This is a genomic window from candidate division KSB1 bacterium (genome assembly GCA_034521575.1).
Taxonomy (GTDB): Bacteria; Zhuqueibacterota; Zhuqueibacteria; order Residuimicrobiales; family Krinioviventaceae; genus JAXHMJ01.
The window spans coordinates 1,665,792-1,682,010 of sequence record JAXHMJ010000005.1; the positions used below are offsets into that span (position 1 = coordinate 1,665,792).

At 46.0% G+C, this 16,219-nt stretch carries 10 protein-coding genes; all 10 read right to left on the reverse strand.

Translation table 11 applies throughout. The features are described from left to right. Positions 1-2: 2 nt before the first annotated feature. Positions 3-3,068 carry a hypothetical protein gene (locus tag U5R06_20525; GenBank protein MDZ7725131.1) on the reverse strand — a complete coding sequence of 1,022 codons (3,066 nt, stop codon included), beginning with the start codon at positions 3,066-3,068 and terminating at the stop codon, positions 3-5. A gap of 48 nt (positions 3,069-3,116) precedes the next feature. Beyond that, the gene (locus tag U5R06_20530; GenBank protein MDZ7725132.1) at positions 3,117-6,047 is read right to left on the reverse strand and encodes a TonB-dependent receptor; all 2,931 of its coding nucleotides are present in this window, start codon (positions 6,045-6,047) and stop codon (positions 3,117-3,119) included. Between the two features lie 382 nt (positions 6,048-6,429). After that, complete coding sequence (hemW, locus tag U5R06_20535) at positions 6,430-7,605, reverse strand: radical SAM family heme chaperone HemW (protein MDZ7725133.1); 1,176 nt, start codon at positions 7,603-7,605, stop codon at positions 6,430-6,432. Beyond that, positions 7,605-8,753, reverse strand: a complete 1,149-nt coding sequence (locus U5R06_20540) for a glycoside hydrolase family 88 protein (protein MDZ7725134.1) — start codon at positions 8,751-8,753, stop codon at positions 7,605-7,607. Before U5R06_20540 ends, hemW begins: the two co-directional genes overlap by 1 nt. Before the next feature lie 208 nt (positions 8,754-8,961). After that, a complete protein-coding gene (gene lepB, locus U5R06_20545; GenBank protein MDZ7725135.1) occupies positions 8,962-9,687 on the reverse strand; it encodes a signal peptidase I in 726 nt (241 codons plus the stop codon). A gap of 26 nt (positions 9,688-9,713) precedes the next feature. Next, positions 9,714-11,303, reverse strand: coding sequence for a hypothetical protein (locus U5R06_20550; protein MDZ7725136.1), 1,590 nt, complete (start codon positions 11,301-11,303; stop codon positions 9,714-9,716). Beyond that, positions 11,303-12,058 carry an ABC transporter ATP-binding protein gene (locus U5R06_20555; GenBank protein MDZ7725137.1) on the reverse strand — a complete coding sequence of 252 codons (756 nt, stop codon included), beginning with the start codon at positions 12,056-12,058 and terminating at the stop codon, positions 11,303-11,305. The genes U5R06_20550 and U5R06_20555 overlap by 1 nt, the downstream gene beginning before the upstream one ends. Positions 12,059-12,075: 17 nt before the next feature. After that, positions 12,076-14,058, reverse strand: a complete 1,983-nt coding sequence (locus U5R06_20560) for a hypothetical protein (protein MDZ7725138.1) — start codon at positions 14,056-14,058, stop codon at positions 12,076-12,078. Between the two features lie 131 nt (positions 14,059-14,189). Further along, positions 14,190-15,272 (reverse strand): DUF362 domain-containing protein, encoded by a 1,083-nt coding sequence (locus tag U5R06_20565; GenBank protein ID MDZ7725139.1) that lies wholly within the window; start codon positions 15,270-15,272, stop codon positions 14,190-14,192. 24 nt (positions 15,273-15,296) lie between these two features. Beyond that, a complete protein-coding gene (locus tag U5R06_20570; GenBank protein ID MDZ7725140.1) occupies positions 15,297-16,172 on the reverse strand; it encodes a decaprenyl-phosphate phosphoribosyltransferase in 876 nt (291 codons plus the stop codon). Between the last annotated feature and the right edge of the window lie 47 nt (positions 16,173-16,219).

Consider the following 16,219-nt stretch of genomic DNA (forward strand, 5'->3'; position numbering starts at 1 on the left):
GTTTAGTAGTACAGCAGTCGTTCAGCACGATTGATCACGCCCACCTTCAGCGTGGTCGAACCGACACTTTCGACATCCACGTACATGATATACATACCACTGGCTACAGGTACACCGGCTTCATTACGGAGATCCCATTCCGCGTATGTTGCTCCATCTGTTCCCTGCGCCTGACGGTCTTGATCATCGATTACACTGACCAAATTACCGGCCAAATCGAAAATACGAACGGTTGCGCCTTCTTTGGGAAGGTTGGTAATCCGCATAATTCTGTTGGTCGGTTTGCGTTCTGCCGGGTTAAATCCGAAATATGGATTCGGTACAGCTTTAATTTTATCAAGTTGTGCTTTGGCGACGTCAGCGCCGGTATTCGGCATTCTGGCGGTAAACTCAAACACATCCATTGGTGTATTGGGTTTGTTGGTGACAATTTTAATATATTCACCCGCGGCAGGCGGTCCGTAAAACACACCATCTTCATCCAGATCACCTTCAGATGCATTACCATAATCGTAATACATATTAATGGTGAAGCGGTTGACGGCCGGATACGTGACGCCCCAGGGACCATAACCGGGAGCCTCGGTACCATTACCGGTTGAAATATATTCATCGACCTTTGCCGGATCATATTCTGCATTATCATAAACATAAAGGGGTTCAAATGCAGGTGTGCCGAAAATACCGCCAAAGGTACGTTCCCATTTGCCGTTGTCATCGATATCATAGACACAAACGGGCAGACGGGTGACCGTACCGTCCAGATCAATGCGGTTCATGACAAACGGCAAAAATTCGGGATTACCGTTTTCATCGACAAGTACGGCATCTGTGAGATAACTCCATGCCAGAGTACTGTCATCATCGGTAAAGATGATCTCGTAATCCTTGGGGGACATGGTGCCGAATCGGTCAATGCTTGCCGGATCCGCATCACCGGTTCCCGAGATCGCGATTGTCGGCCATCCCTGAGAAATACCGTAATTATTCAGACTGGCCAATAAATTGGCGTCAGCGATTTCACCGGTTTCCGGGTTGATTTCAACGATACTGTTGATTCCCGGCGGCGGACCCTGGGCTTTGACCATCATACCGTCAACGACAAAATAATTCTGATCGTCATTCTGGTTTTTCTGATTTTTAAGCACATATTTCTGATCGGTGATATCGTACAGATGCCATACGATTTGAGTTTGTTCCGGATGCTCCGGATCAGGTGTTATTTCTTCAAATGTCACCCGATAATCGTGACCATTCAACTCGAGAGGATTCATGATCTCTGCGACCACATCACCATCACCAGGTCCGGCAACGTGTTCAGCGACAATCTGATCACCCACCTCTGTGGAATCGGTCAGTTGGACATCCAGGTATTCGCCGGGCAACACGGTTACACCGCGAACACCGCTCTCAAAGACTTTCGGGTATGCATCTGGAGCAACAGCATAAGCCGTGACGGCGTAATGATATTTTTTATAATTATCAAACGGCAGGCCGCTAAGCACATCCTGTTCCAATACCATACTGTGACTGATACCGGTGTTTTTGCCAAAAGCAACGGCTTCACTGAGCTGTACACCACTTTCCAGATCGAAATAGGTATCACTCAGACCTTCAATATCGTCAACAACATCATAAGTTGCAATCCGCTGCCATGGACCGGAAACGGAAGCGCCCTGGTAGACATTGTATCCCTGAAACGTATAGCCGTCTTTATCAAATTCTTCGATTTCAGCAGCCTGTGCCGGATCATTGGCCCAAACCAGGACAATCTGGTTATCCAGACCCTGAACTGTCATTTCCGGGGTCGGCGGTGTCGGCAGATCAAAATCCTTGTCATACGCCAGCTGGGCAAAAGCATCGAATTTCTTCAAATTACTAATGGCATCCAGATTATTGGATCCGGGAGCGATAATTTTCGCGCCCACGATAACCTGAGTGTCGCCGGCGGCCAACGTAAACGGACCGGAAGCCATCATGAAACGGCGGTCATCGGGAGATGAATCCACCCAACCGGTGCCGTCAACCGGATCGCCGGTGAAAGCGAATTTGGTGCTATCACCCGTCACCTCATTGACAAGCGGAGTGCCGTCACTTAAATTACCTTTCATAAACTCGAAACATTGCGCTGCACTTTCCGGATCGCCATAGGGATCCGGAGCGCCGTTCCAGTAATATGAAAACGCCGTCATAGGCAGGTATTCTCCATCCACTTCCGGACCCTGAAAAAAGTCAAAGCCGAGAGCGGGAGGCGCGCCGCCATACGTCGCGTCTGATGGACTGCCGTTATAACAGTACCCCAGACCCAGCGTGGTGTCACAACCAACCAAATCGTCGGCTGCATCACCCAGATCGGGATCATCCCAAACGGCTACAAAGACTGAATCATAGTCGTTTTCGGATTTGTTGATCATCACCCATTTGACAAACATCATGTTGCCCAATGCGTTCTTGGCGTTATAACCGAAAACCGAAGTCTGGATTTCCAGGCCCATCGGTTTGGTATTAAACAAGTTGGCATGGGTTGCGGGATCAGCATCATTGATCGTAAAGAACAAGGTCTGATCACCGGTCAATTTGGGTGTCATCACGCCGTCCACCATTTCATAGGGCGCGCCCTGATCAAAGGGCCATTCGTCCCAGTCACCGGTGCCGTCGCTGTTGATGACATAAATACGATAAGCCGGATCATCCGGATCAGCCGGAGCGCCGTTGATAATGGGGCCGGCCACAAATTCACTGGCATATTCAGCACAGGCGGTGCGGATGCTTCCATCTTCATCTTTGCCTGCGATCCAAAGACCGGAAGCGTAATCGATGGTTTTATCCGAACCGGCCGGCCATTCCATACCGGATCCGCCTACAACATCATTATCTACAATTTTACCATTATTGGTCACCCAGGACGCGATCGTATTTGCATTGTATTCAAAATGATCCGAAAGGGTGGCTGTTTTTGACAAATTCTCTGAATTCTTCGGTGCCGCCAGAGCCGGAGGACTGAAAAAAATCGTCACAGCAAAGGCCAGAACCGAGAGAATGGTCAAATATCTGACAACTCTATCCATAATTATGTCTCCTGTTTATTTCATTTGAAGCTGAAAAACCACTTAAGATTACAGGCTGAAACGCAAACCGAGTCTAATCTGACGCGGTGTCTCCCAATTATTAGGATCATTTATGAACGCGCGATACATATTTTCAGCATTGTCGCCTTCATACTGAGACATCCAATTCTGACCGTCAGCCGTGCTCAACCAACCGTTATCATTCGGCAGACCAGTCGCTTCATAGATACCGCTGCCGTAAGATTGACCTCTGTCATCGCGTCGATTGAACGGTTGTTTGGTATCCAGAACATTCAGGATCCACACGTAAACGTTCATATCAACACCTGCCAGCTCAAATGATTTGTCCAGTCGTAAATCAAGACTGTAAGTCCAGTCGGTGTAAACCGAATTCACACCACCCACGGGATAAGAAGTCGAGTTGGTGGCTCCAAATACGGTGTCAGCAATACGTTTGGGTGTATAGGGGAATCCGCTTCCAGCCTGGAACAGCAAATTGGCGCCCCAGCCGCTCACACGGTAATCGAGATTACCGGAGAAGGTATGGCGCTGATCGTAATCCAGCGGGGAGACAAAAATCGGATAATATTCATCACCGATCCAGGTCACATAAAAGTTACCGCGAGAAGTTGATCCGGTTCCTTTGGCATACTGAAGCGTGTAATTCAAATTGGCGCGCAGACCATTGGTCGGGCGCAGTTTATAGGTAAACGACATCCCTTTGACAACACCATAGTCACCATTCTGATATTGAGCATAAGTGCTTGGTGATGCGCCAACGCGGTTCTTCAGCACCACATTATCGGAAATTTCCTTGTAATAGGCTGTGATGCTCAATGAAGAGGTGTTGCTCAGCTGCTGTCCGATACCCACTTCATAGGATGTGGTGCGGACCGGTGCCAGATCCGGGTTGCCGATGTCAACCTGGTTACCCTGAACCAGCTGTGCGGCGTAATAGGCCCATCCCGTGTACAGGAACTGCAACTGCGGCTGCTGTACAAACTGTCCGTACTGTGCGTGAAATACAGTGCGGTCGGTTACGGGAAAGGACATACCCAAACGCGGACTCACATTGATATGCGCTTCCGTCTCAGTCAGAGATTCCTCGGCAATCAAACCATTTTCGATCTGGATATCATAAGGATCTTTGACGGTCTGGTCGTTGGCATCCATATAATCGACACGCAGACCCAGATTCAAGACCAGATCTGAAAGCTCGATCTTGTCCTGTACGTAGAACGCGCCGATCAGCGGATGTTTGGCCGCATCCCGTCCCTCATCCAGTGTTGCGGATGGATCCACTTCATTGCCGTCGAAATAAACCGGATATCCGAAATTCTCCGTATAAGCGGCACGATAAGCATTGATGGGATCAATATCCGGATTGTTTGAGAATGTACCAGCCAGACGATAAGACTGGGTGTTGTAACGCCGCATGGTATTGTAGCGGTATTCGAACCCGGTCTTGATTTCATGAGTGGTTCCGATCTGGTGGGTAAAGTCCAGCTTTCCACCCAATACATTGGCTCTGTTCAGGTTGTAAGCCAACGCCGGATAATGGGGCGGCGCAAAGATACCGGAACCCAGTCGGTAATAACTGCTTCTGGGTATACCGTCAGCCACCAAAAAGTCATTGAAAAGACCATTGTCGTTAAAGTCCGTCTTGTCCGCATAATCCGCCATATGGCGTTTCGCATCCGGATTATAGTCCTCATCGCCAAATGCAGAATAGTACGCGGTGGCTTCATAATACGTCTTGGGACCCAGGGTATGAGTCACTTTGCCATAGACAGAATAGTTGTAATCCTCTCTGGCGTAATTGTCCTCAATACTGCCCAGAGACCGGAAATGACTATAAGCGCGCCAATCCTGGAAAGAAGCGTTTCCACCCAGCTTGATGCGCACAGGTTTCAGGTCAAACTGAAGGTTGCCGTTAAAGGCCCATTCTTTCACCCAGTTACCGGGCAGGGGGCCTTCTTGCATGCGTACGGGCAGGATCCATTCTTCTTCAGGAACACCCATTTCCTGCAACTCGGCCTGAGAAAGCGTAATTTCATCATAGGTGTAATTCCCGTCAAGCACGGGGTGGCCGCTGGCGCTGGGATTACGATCCTGCTCATAAGAATGCTCTACAGAAGCAAAATACGAAATCTTGTTGCTCAGCAGGGGTCCTGTAACAGACAGGTTGTAAACATTGTATCCGTAAGAATACGTATCCAGAAAATCTTCTTCTTTGCTCAGGAATTCATCTGTGATCACTTCACCGGAGAGCTTGAATTGCTTGGCGCCACTTTTTGTGGAGGCAATCACAACACCTGAATTCGCAAAACCGTATTCCGCGGAAAAACCACCCGCCTGATAATTGATCTGTTCCAGCGACGTCACGGGCACCGTGCCCACACGTTGACCGGTTCGCAGATTGTTGCTGTACACACCATCGACGTAAAACGCAACCTCGTCGGCACGACCACCGCGGACGTACATGTCACCGCCGGCCGTCACAACACCGGTATTGGTGGCAACGGCGCCGGCCATAGACCGCAACGGCATGTTTTCAATGTCTTCCGAGGTCATAATCGCGGTTTCATTGGTGGCATTTTTATTGATGAGGGGACGGGTTGCGGTAATCACAACCTCTTCTCCCGCAATCGCTTCTGCGGGTAATTCAAATGTCAATTGTGTGGTCAAATCGACATTGACCAAAACTTCTTCGTATGTCACCGGACGATAGCCAATGAATTGAGCTCGTACACTGTATTGTCCCGGCGGCACATTCAGAATCACAAATTCACCGTTTACATTGGTGGCTGCGCCATAGTCCGTACCTACCACCACAACATTAGCAGCTGGTAAAGGCTCATTTGTTTCACTGTCCACAACCTTGCCAGAAATCTTTCCGTAAACGGCTGCAAACAACGAAACCGGCAGCAGAGCGGCAAGTAAAATGACTGCCACTGCAATTTTGTTCACACTTCTCATGAAGAGTACCTCCTTAGTTCCCATTAATTAATTACCTAATGCTAAAAAAAAACATGTTCTCCCTCCGGATTCACCTCCTTTCGTCTTTCAGCTTTAACTATTTATTAATTTTACTTATTTATTAGTATTGTAAATATTGTACAGACTATCTATACTTCCTATACTTCGTTATGGTATGACTATAAATCGGTTCACGACACCGAAATATTTTGAAAGGTTCTTTATCAGTGGCATAGATTCATATAGTGGATACGTTCATAAACTGAACTTTTTTGAATATAAATCATTTTGTAATTAATGTCAAGTAATAAAAATGTTTTTAAAATCTTGTATCCTTTGAATATAGTCAATTTATTAATAAAAAATCAATAAAAAAATATTTTTATAGTTTTTCAATAAAACGCTGCACTATGGTATTGTAAAGCAACACACCTTGCGCCGAAAGGGACAAATGCCCCGGATGGATAACCAGATAACTGCCGGAAGGAGAAATCTCAAAAGGCTCCGTCTGCTCTTCGGTTCCCAGAGCAGAGATTACCGATTCAAAGGCCTGCAAAAAATCAGTACCGGTCAAATGTGTCCAGCCCTGCAACGGGATTCCCGGGCGCCGGCGTAAATGGAGCATGACAAATTCTACAAGCCGCTGTTCAAAACTCAGAACTTCAAGATCAACCGGCGGTTGACCGTTTTGTCCGAGTTCAGCCAAATACAAGGCCAGGTCTTTTGCAGACCCCATACGCTTATCCGGAGGACTGTAGGAATGGGCGTCGGGCCCCAGTCCCAGATAAGCGTCCCCGGTCCAGTACATTTGATTGTGCCGCGATTCGCACCCCGGTCCGGCATAATTTGACAACTCGTAATGCTGATAACCGGAGCGGGTCAACACGGAATGTGCCGTCAGATATAATGATCGTTCCAGCTCTTCATGCACAGGTTTCAAACGACCAGATGCCAGGTCGATTTCAAACCGAGTCCCGGGCTCGAATGTTAACCCGTAAACCGATAAATGCTCAGGCTCATAATCCAATACCTTGTCCAGACTTTTCTGCCAGCTTTTTATCGTCTGCCCGGGAATGCCGAAAATCAAATCGACTGAAACCTGATCAAAAACCTGTTTGGCCAGGTCAAGCGTTTTTTCAGCCTGACCCGCATCATGAATCCGTCCTAATTTTAAAAGCTCCGGGTCCGCCAGGCTTTGTACGCCCAGGCTGATCCGGTTAACCCCGGCGGCGTTGTATTGTTTTAAATGTTTTGAAAATACAGCACCGGGATTGGCTTCGAGTGTAATCTCTGCGTCAAAGACAATTCTGAAATGCTTGTTGATCATATTAATGATCGAATGCACCTGCCCGGGCGCTAAGAGAGAAGGAGTGCCGCCCCCGAAATAAATACTGACGTATTCATACTCACTCCAAATCGTACCGGCATAATATTGTATCTCGGTTTCAAGCGCACGTATGAATGCGGTCATACGGTCGCAATCCACGACCGAATAAAAATCACAATACGGACATTTTTTTCGGCAAAAGGGAATGTGAATGTACAACGCCGCTTTCATCAAAGCTCAGACTTGCGCAGATTGGCTTCCAAATAATAATAATCTGCATAATTCAGAGGCACATCCACTTCGGAATCACTCGGTTTACTGCCCACCGAGTGATCCAGAATAAAGCCTTCTCTGCCCTTGTATTTTTCCCCGGACAGTGAAGCACATATCCGGTCCGCAAATTGCCGGTGCGCCTTTTCGTTGCTGTGCTGGTACAATTCATACAGCGCGGAACACATGATAGCCGCCGCAGAAGCATCCCGCGGAGCATCCGGAATATCAGGGGCATTAAAATCCCAATAGGGCACACCGTCTTCCGGCAGGTTCTCATGCGTCATCACATAATCAGCGATACCGACAGCCTGATCAAGATAGCGTTCATACCCGGTTTCCCGATAACACATGCTGTATCCATACAAGGCCCACGCCTGTCCGCGGCTCCAGGTCGATTCGTCAGAGTATCCCTGATGAGTCTCACGCGAAAGCACCTTGCCGGTTGTTGTATCATAATCCAGAACATGCCAGGTGCTATAGTCCTCGCGAAAATGATTGTTTAGAGTGTGATCGGCATGCGACACGGCTATGGAATAAAATGTAGAATCACCCAGTTCCTTTGCAGCCCGGAACAGCAGCTCCAGATTCATCATATTGTCAATGATCACCGGATACTGCCACTGATCGGACCAGTCCCAGGATTGGATACAACCCACAATCGGATTGTACCGGGAGATCAGCGTTTGCGCGCTCTGCAGCAGAACATCCCGATACTGACGATTCCCGGTAAGGCGAAACGCATTGCCGAAACTGCAATACATCATAAATCCGAGATCATGAGTGCTGTCATTGTATTGCTCATCTTTTAGAGGCATCGTGTAATTTTGAGCGGCCTCTTTCCAGTTTTCATTTCCAGTCCATTCATAGAGATACCACAGCGAACCCGGGAAGAATCCGCTTGTCCAGTCTGACGATGTAATTAGCTTTAACGAATCATCTTCCAGACTTCTTGGGTATTTATCAAAGCTATCAAGTTTTTCCAGCATGATTTTGTATTGCGCTTCGGCCCGCTCAAAATTATCTTGGACCGAAATATTTGGCGCTTTTTCACAGCACGGCAGAAAAACAACAATCAGAATAAAAATAAGACTATACACGGTTCTCATAACTTTCTCTTTTTTGTAATGAAATTTTCTTATTTGTCCTGCAGGAGAGATTGAATGCTTTAATCTATAATATTCACAAAACCATGTCCCTGCATTCCAGCAGAACAAGCAGAGTTTTGCGGCCCGTACTCTATCGAGTTCAGGCAAGTCATCTGACCAAGATCAGAGGGTCTAAAGGATCAAGCTCAGGCAAGGCAGGACAGCTTGTTCAAAGAATGACTTTGAAAATGCGGTTCCAGCGGATAGCATCCAGCAGATCCAGCATGGGTTCATGTTTATCCCAGGAAAAATAAATCACCAACGCTTCGCCCTCAACATTGTCTCTCGGCATAAAGCCCCAGTAACGGCTGTCCGAACTGTTGTCCCGGTTGTCTCCCATCATAAACAGATGGTCTTCCGGAACAACGACCGGGCCAAAATTACTTTTCGGAGAATGAACGTCCGCATATTTTCGAATGGTATAGGTTTTACCACTCTTTTTCTCGACTTGAAAGTAATTGACATACCGGCCCTCTTCAGGGTCAAACTCACGTTTGAGAAACGTTTCTTTCCCTTCGGGTTCACCGTTTACATAGACTGTATTGTTTTTGACCAGGAGGGTATCGCCTTCCAATCCCACACACCGTTTGATATAGTCCAGACGCTCATTTTTCGGATATTTAAAAATAACAATATCACCATGTTTGGGTTGACTCAAGGCAGGCATACGAAAATTGGGGATCTCGATATCCGTACCCCAAATCCTACGGGGTGTTTGTGCGCCGTAAACGAATTTATTCACCAGTAAAAAATCTCCAATCAATAGCGTATCTTTCATAGACCCTGATGGTATTCGAAACGCCTGAATGACAAACGCGCGTAACACCAGGGCGGCCAGCACAGCCACTGCTATAGCTTGAAAATAATGCCGTATTGCTCCTTTTTTCTTGCTCATTTACATCCTCATTTCGTCATCAGAATTCATACTTGATAATCCCATTCGAGCCGTGTCAAGTATTTGACAGAAGTATCAAAAAATGCTTTATAAATCAAGCTAACATAGAGAAAAAATAGCAAAAAAGCAACAGTTTGGTGCCCGGTTGTCCACCCTATGCCGAGCATGGTCCATCCCAACACTGCAAATATCATTGTCAGGACCGTAGTCAACACCGAAAACCCGCTCTGGAGCATATATCTCGGATCAGACCAGTCAAACTTTGCAGCTCTGGCTCCGCCCCACAGTCCAATAGCGCCGGCGCCCATGCAAATCAAAATCTGAATAATGAACACAAAAAGCAAGTCTGTAAACGGAATTCGGTCATGGATTCCCATAACAGACAATCCCACTGCGCCTGCAGATAAAATTAACAGAGAGACTTTGATTTGTTTAACCCACAAAAACACTTTAATTTTGACCGGCGCAATTACAAGATATAAAAAGGCGTATTGTTCTTTGGGTATACTGTTGCGCGCCAGAGCAACCGTCAGCATTGAAATCACCAGAGACATCACGATATACGTCGAAAGATTCGGCAAGGTTTCCACAAAATGATCCGAAGACCGTTGCAGAAAAATCGGCAAAAAGACCACGAATGCCATGGCCAGAATATCCGATTGTATAAAGCGGGTATCTCTAAAATCAATCCGAATTTCTTTTGATAAAAGCACTCTGACAAAGCTTTTAGGACGGTATTCGGCTTTATGCCGTTTTCCCCGTTTATTCAATCTATGCTGTGCAAACTCGAAACGGCTCAGCAGCGCCCCCGACATGTAAATAAAAAGCACGGCGCTTGCACTCAAAAGCAAGCTGTATTTCACAAAATCATAGAGATTCAAAGTTTCCGGAAAAAAAATAATCTCTGAAATCCAGGTGGAAGGTATCATGCCACCGGACACCACTGAACTGATGTGATGCAGCGTATTTAAAGTCTGATTATCAAATTCAGCAGAAAGCGGATCCAGTGTAGCGGTACGTACCCATTGCAACGCCAGCCACCCCCCTATAATGACGACTCCCACCAGTATGGACGTCAATCTCCTGCTCGAATTTACAGGAGCAATCCGGACAATCAAGAGTGCGATCAGGGTTGAAAACCCGGTCGGGATGACCACGTAGAGAGCGGAGGCAACAAGCAACACCGGATAATACCACGCCGGCATCTGCAAAACCCGGGCAGCGGCAAGAACAACAGGGCCGCCGAACATGATAAAAAAAGCCATATTGCTGAAACACGTATCCATAAACTTGTATCGATAGATACTGTTTGACGTTAAAGGCAAGACGCGCAGCAAAGCCATATCTTTATCCAGATACTGTTTTTGAAACACAACAGAAAGTCCGGAAAACATCAAAAACACCCCCAGGCCAAACAGGGTCCCTGAAATCATTTCGGGCCCGAAATTGATTTCAGGAGAATAATACCAATTGGAAAACAAATAAATCAGCCGATTGTAGATGATTGCAGGTACAATCAGCAAACCGGCGACCGTTAACAGCGTACGCTTTTTCAAGACAGAATGATGCAGAGGACTCTTGAACAAGGTCCAGCGAAGCATTAAAAGTTTAAGCATTAATCATCCTTTAAAAACTCTGCGACCTTGGCTTTGGATACATTGCCTGTAAGTTCCAGAAAAACAGATTCCAGGGTTTCCGGACTGCCGCTCTGCTGCCGGATATGATCCGGTCCGCCGAGTGCGACAAGCTCGCCTTGATTGATGATTCCGATTCGATCACACATAGCTTCTGCGATTTCCAGGATATGAGTAGACATGAAAATAGTTGTGCCCTTTTGGATCAGACCATTCAAAATATCCTTTAAATTGCGGGTTGCTTTGGGGTCCAGCGAGACAGTGGGTTCGTCCAGAAACAAGACTTTGGGTTGATGGACAAGCGCGGCGATAAGCGATACTTTTTTCTTCATCCCTCCGGAAAGATTCTCGATCAGTTCATCTCGAAAATCAGTTAATTCAAAAATATCCAAAAGACGATTCATACGCTCAAGTCCGCGATCCATCGGCACACCATAGGCCTTGATGATAAATTCCAGAAACTCATGCGGAGTCAACTTTTCATACAAAACAGGGTTTTCAGGAACAAACCCAAACTGTTGCTTTGCCCTTAACGGTTCCCGCACGATATCAATCCCATTGATCTCAATACGTCCGGCATCCGGCCTTAACAATCCCGTCATCATCTTGATGGTTGTGGTTTTCCCCGCGCCATTCGGCCCTAAAAACACAAACAATTCGCGATTGATCCAAAGATTGAGTGAAACGACAGCCCTCACATTTTCAAATGTTTTGGATACATTTTCAAGCTTTATCATAGGAAACCGGTGTCCTGTTATTCCAGGGTTTCAAGGAGTTTTTCAAGATTCAAAGCGTTAAAGGCATTGTCGGTTCCAAATAAAGGAGTTTTTACAGTATGTTGCTTCAATTGTTCAGCATATTCTCGAACCTGGACCAACGCTTCCTGTCGCATCTCCGGTTCATTATTGCCAAGAGTTGTATAGAGAATAATTCCGTCCATCATATTCATCACCAGTTCTGCATGCTTTAGGTGTTCATTGTGCAAATCGAGCTTGCGTTTCATGGCTTTAGGCAGTTCATGGCTCATCGCCTTGTCCAGTAAAAATCTTGCCTCGTAAATATTATAATAGCTTTTTTCCCAGACCTTGTTAAAATTTACATCATCCGCACCAGCAGGTTGATATTTTTCATTTCTAATAATTGTGCTGTCTCGCAGACTCCACCCCTGCTTTAGTTGAATGGGCAGATAATACAGCCAGGTTGTGATACTCTGCAGTGAAGCTTCCATATACAGATAGAATTGCTTCATCAGAGGAGCGATCGGACCATAAGAATGCGAGAAATATTCGCTGTTTAAAGAATCAATGGCGATTTTTGAATTCCATGTCTGGTTGGCAAATTGATAATGCACCAATTGCTGAACTCCCGGTTCTTTAATTTTGGGATTCATGTACAGCAGAGCCGTTGCGCCAAGTTCCCGATAAGCGGGTACATCCAGCCGCATAACAGAGGGAAACGCCGTAACCAATTCACTCATATAGGGGGCATTGAACAGTTCGCTTATCCCTGTTTTTCTGTCTGTCTGATTAAAAAGCTGCATACAGCTATCCGCGAACGGATAATTGATGTTGACGCAATTCGGATCGATACTGTAATGATTAAAACACCGGGGACCGGCATAAAGCAGCAAAGTAAAATTGTCCCCGGCAACGGCGCGATCAAAAGATTGGAAATCTTTTATATAGTCTGAAGGATAATGAACCAAAAAATGAGGCGGATTCTCCTCGTTTTGCAGCAGCGTTGCTACAGACTGATCTACAACCCTCAGCAGCTTTGCGTATTTTTCGGAATCAGTTGATAACGAACATTCAGAACATTGGCACCAGGTGTCCGGAGGCCACAGTGCAACTGTCGTGCAATTCGCATCGGCAAACTCTGCTTGCAATAAAACTCTTAAACGATCAAGGTGTGCAGCCTTATTGATACAAAACAATGAATCCGGGTTATTTCCTAAAAGTTGTTCATAGAACGGCAATATGGAAAACACAGTTTTTACACCGCCCCGGTCAAGCAGAGGATTAAGTTGATGTTGATTGGGAAACACATTAATCCGATTCCGAATCATCCAGACACAAAATGATGAATCCGCCGGGATATTCAAATCCATATTTTTCAAATAGCCTCTCAGCTCAAACTCTGGCTGTTTTTCAAGTCGCAATCCGGGTAAGGTGATATTATAGTTGCGCGGTATAGTTGTGCCTGTTTCTCCGGGGAAAAACCACCGGACACCGATCATTTGCAGCAGCTCATATCCGGCATAAAGCGGCCCGATCGAAGTATTGCCGCTGAGTACCAGCACAGTACGTTTTTCATCAACAAACGAATCTATTCGAAACGCTTGCGGATTGTTAACATCCTCCCGACTTTTCAGTACAGATTTACGAATGGCTCTGAATTCACTGCGGTCTGAGGGCAGACCGACATGAATGACCATACCTTCTGGAACAGGATCTTTTTCATCAAAAATGGGTATTCTCGATTCGCGCATTTCCACACTGCGGGCAAGATGAGATCGAAGTTCGAGAGCGCAAAAGGCATGACGCGAAATGGCAAGCAAAGAATCCGGAAGGTCCGTCTCGCTCGAATGAATGGCATGAGCGGCCTCCAGCGCGCTTTCAAAAGGCCCCAGATCAAGCATAATAGCGCAAGGCGTTTCATGATCGATTAATAGAAATGACTGTGGCGGATTGCTGCAGCTGAAAACCAGGGCAAGGCACAACCACCATATTTTTTTCATAATGAAAAACACTCTATTCTTTTTAAAGCAACGATAGATACATTCACAAAACCACACATTTTCGGCACAGATAAAAACAGCGCCTGCCTTTGAGTAAAGTCACAAACGCTGATTTTCCCTCCCTCCTGATATCAGGAGGGATAAGACTCGAACAGCTGTCCCCATGGACTGGTTTTGCGAAATTTACTCTGACGAGGTTTTCCCAACATCGGCCACCAGAGATAGTCATGGTAAAAGAAACTGCCGAAAACAAACAGATAAACCAGAGGCGTGTGGAAAAACAGCTTTTGCAGACGTTTCAACGGACTAAACCACAACGCGTCACCCACGCGACTCGCCATATTATCACCCACTGTATAATTGAGATTGATATCAGCGATATCCTCACCCACAATTTCAATTTCATCCATAACACCCGTTCCCAGACCTTTCTCAGTGGCAATGCGGATATAAGATAATGACATCGGATCAAACCCCATCATTTTGGCGGCAACCGCATCAATCGCAACCTGGTCGGCGCCGGCAAGCATAAAATGGGTATCGTGCGGCGTCATCGTGCGCGGCCCCGGCCCCGAGCCTGAAACCGTGCCGTCCATAACTGCAAACAAACCGCTGTGAATCTCCTGCTGTATGGCCAGTAAATCAACCAGGGTTTCATGAATCACAGAGTGGGTGTAATGGCGTTTTTTACTCAGCAACCCTCCGAATGCATTTTTCATCGCCCCGGTCGTGGTGGTGTAAATATGCGTTTTCATCGTGGGCAGATGAATAATATTCTTGTCCATAAAATAAGAAGGAATTTCTATACCGTTTGGAAATATTTTGTCGAGGACCAGCATTTCCGCCTTGGGTTCAAAGACAGTCCAGGTTATTTCTTTTTTGTTAAAGTTTTCATATTCGGGGATATGATATTTTTGATACAGCGGTTTTAATTTATTCATCCGCTGTCCCTTGTCCGCATTGGTAACAACCGTGTTATTGTGAACCGATGAAATATCCGTGTATCCCATGGCCTGCAACGACTGAATTGTGCCTTCCAATTGCCAGGGTGTCGTGTTGGCGCTCAAGTAGGGAAAATGCCAGGAAATATTATCTTTTAATATAGTGGTTTTGTTTTTATCCAGCGCCTTGCCGGCTTCAGCCTGCATAAATAATTGCTTTGTATCATCGATCACCTGATCGGGTGATGTTTTAATGACAGCCACTTTACTCATTTTAATTCTCCACTGTTTAGAGTTTTACAAATAAATAATAAAAAAAATGGATAATATATATAATAAAATTGCCGCAAATAATGAACGGTCTTTAAAGATAACGGTTTCCGGTGTTTCACCGGAATTTTTATTGTAAACAAGATAGACATAGCGAAATAATCCATAAATAACAAACGGCAATGTCCAGAGCAAATTTTGATTGCCGAATTTTTCAACAGTTTGCTCATCCAGTGTGTAAAGCGCATATGACATCAGACAGCTTGTTGTCACAATCGTCAAAATCTGGTCAAGGAACTGACCCTGATACTGATGCAGAGACGGACGCGTTGATCCGGCCTCTTTACCTAATGATAAAATCTCAGCCTTGCGTTTACTCAGAGCAAGGAACAAGGCTAAAAACAGAGCGCAGAGTAAAAACCAGGATGAAATAGGTTCGTTGATAGCCAGTGTGCCCCCCACAGCGCGAAACATAAATCCGGAGGCAATAATCATGACATCAAGAATCACAATGCGTTTTAAATAAAACGAGTACAGGATATTGAGAAAAAGATAAGCCGCAAAAACAACGGTCAGATAAACGTTGTAAAAGTAGCCACCAATCAAGGCGATCGTCATAAACACGAGGGCTGCAATAATGGCGGAAACCGGGGACAACTTTCCGGCAGCCAGAGGACGGTGTTTTTTTACCGGATGCCGGGCATCCTTTTTCCTGTCAAATACGTCATTGATCAGATAGACGCTGGAAGAAACCAGACAAAAATAGACAAAAGCAATGATGGCGCTGGACAATTTATCAATGACAAAAACATCCCGGGCAAACACCAGCCCCGCAAAAACCAGCACATTTTTGACCCATTGCCTGGGTCTGGCAGTGGTAAGGATATACCGTAGCGTTTGCATTTTCGTTCCTTTTTCATTCTAGTAGACTGTATAACCAAAAAAATGAA

Coding starts and splice junctions, on each gene's coding strand:
- U5R06_20540 (MDZ7725134.1), bottom strand. CDS start 8,753: ATGAGAACCGTGTATAGTCTTATTTTTATTCTGATTGTTGTTTTTCTG.
- U5R06_20570 (MDZ7725140.1), bottom strand. CDS start 16,172: ATGCAAACGCTACGGTATATCCTTACCACTGCCAGACCCAGGCAATGG.
- lepB (MDZ7725135.1), bottom strand. CDS start 9,687: ATGAGCAAGAAAAAAGGAGCAATACGGCATTATTTTCAAGCTATAGCA.
- U5R06_20560 (MDZ7725138.1), bottom strand. CDS start 14,058: ATGAAAAAAATATGGTGGTTGTGCCTTGCCCTGGTTTTCAGCTGCAGC.
- U5R06_20525 (MDZ7725131.1), bottom strand. CDS start 3,068: ATGGATAGAGTTGTCAGATATTTGACCATTCTCTCGGTTCTGGCCTTT.
- U5R06_20565 (MDZ7725139.1), bottom strand. CDS start 15,272: ATGAGTAAAGTGGCTGTCATTAAAACATCACCCGATCAGGTGATCGAT.
- U5R06_20550 (MDZ7725136.1), bottom strand. CDS start 11,303: ATGCTTAAACTTTTAATGCTTCGCTGGACCTTGTTCAAGAGTCCTCTG.
- hemW (MDZ7725133.1), bottom strand. CDS start 7,605: ATGAAAGCGGCGTTGTACATTCACATTCCCTTTTGCCGAAAAAAATGT.
- U5R06_20555 (MDZ7725137.1), bottom strand. CDS start 12,058: ATGATAAAGCTTGAAAATGTATCCAAAACATTTGAAAATGTGAGGGCT.
- U5R06_20530 (MDZ7725132.1), bottom strand. CDS start 6,047: ATGAGAAGTGTGAACAAAATTGCAGTGGCAGTCATTTTACTTGCCGCT.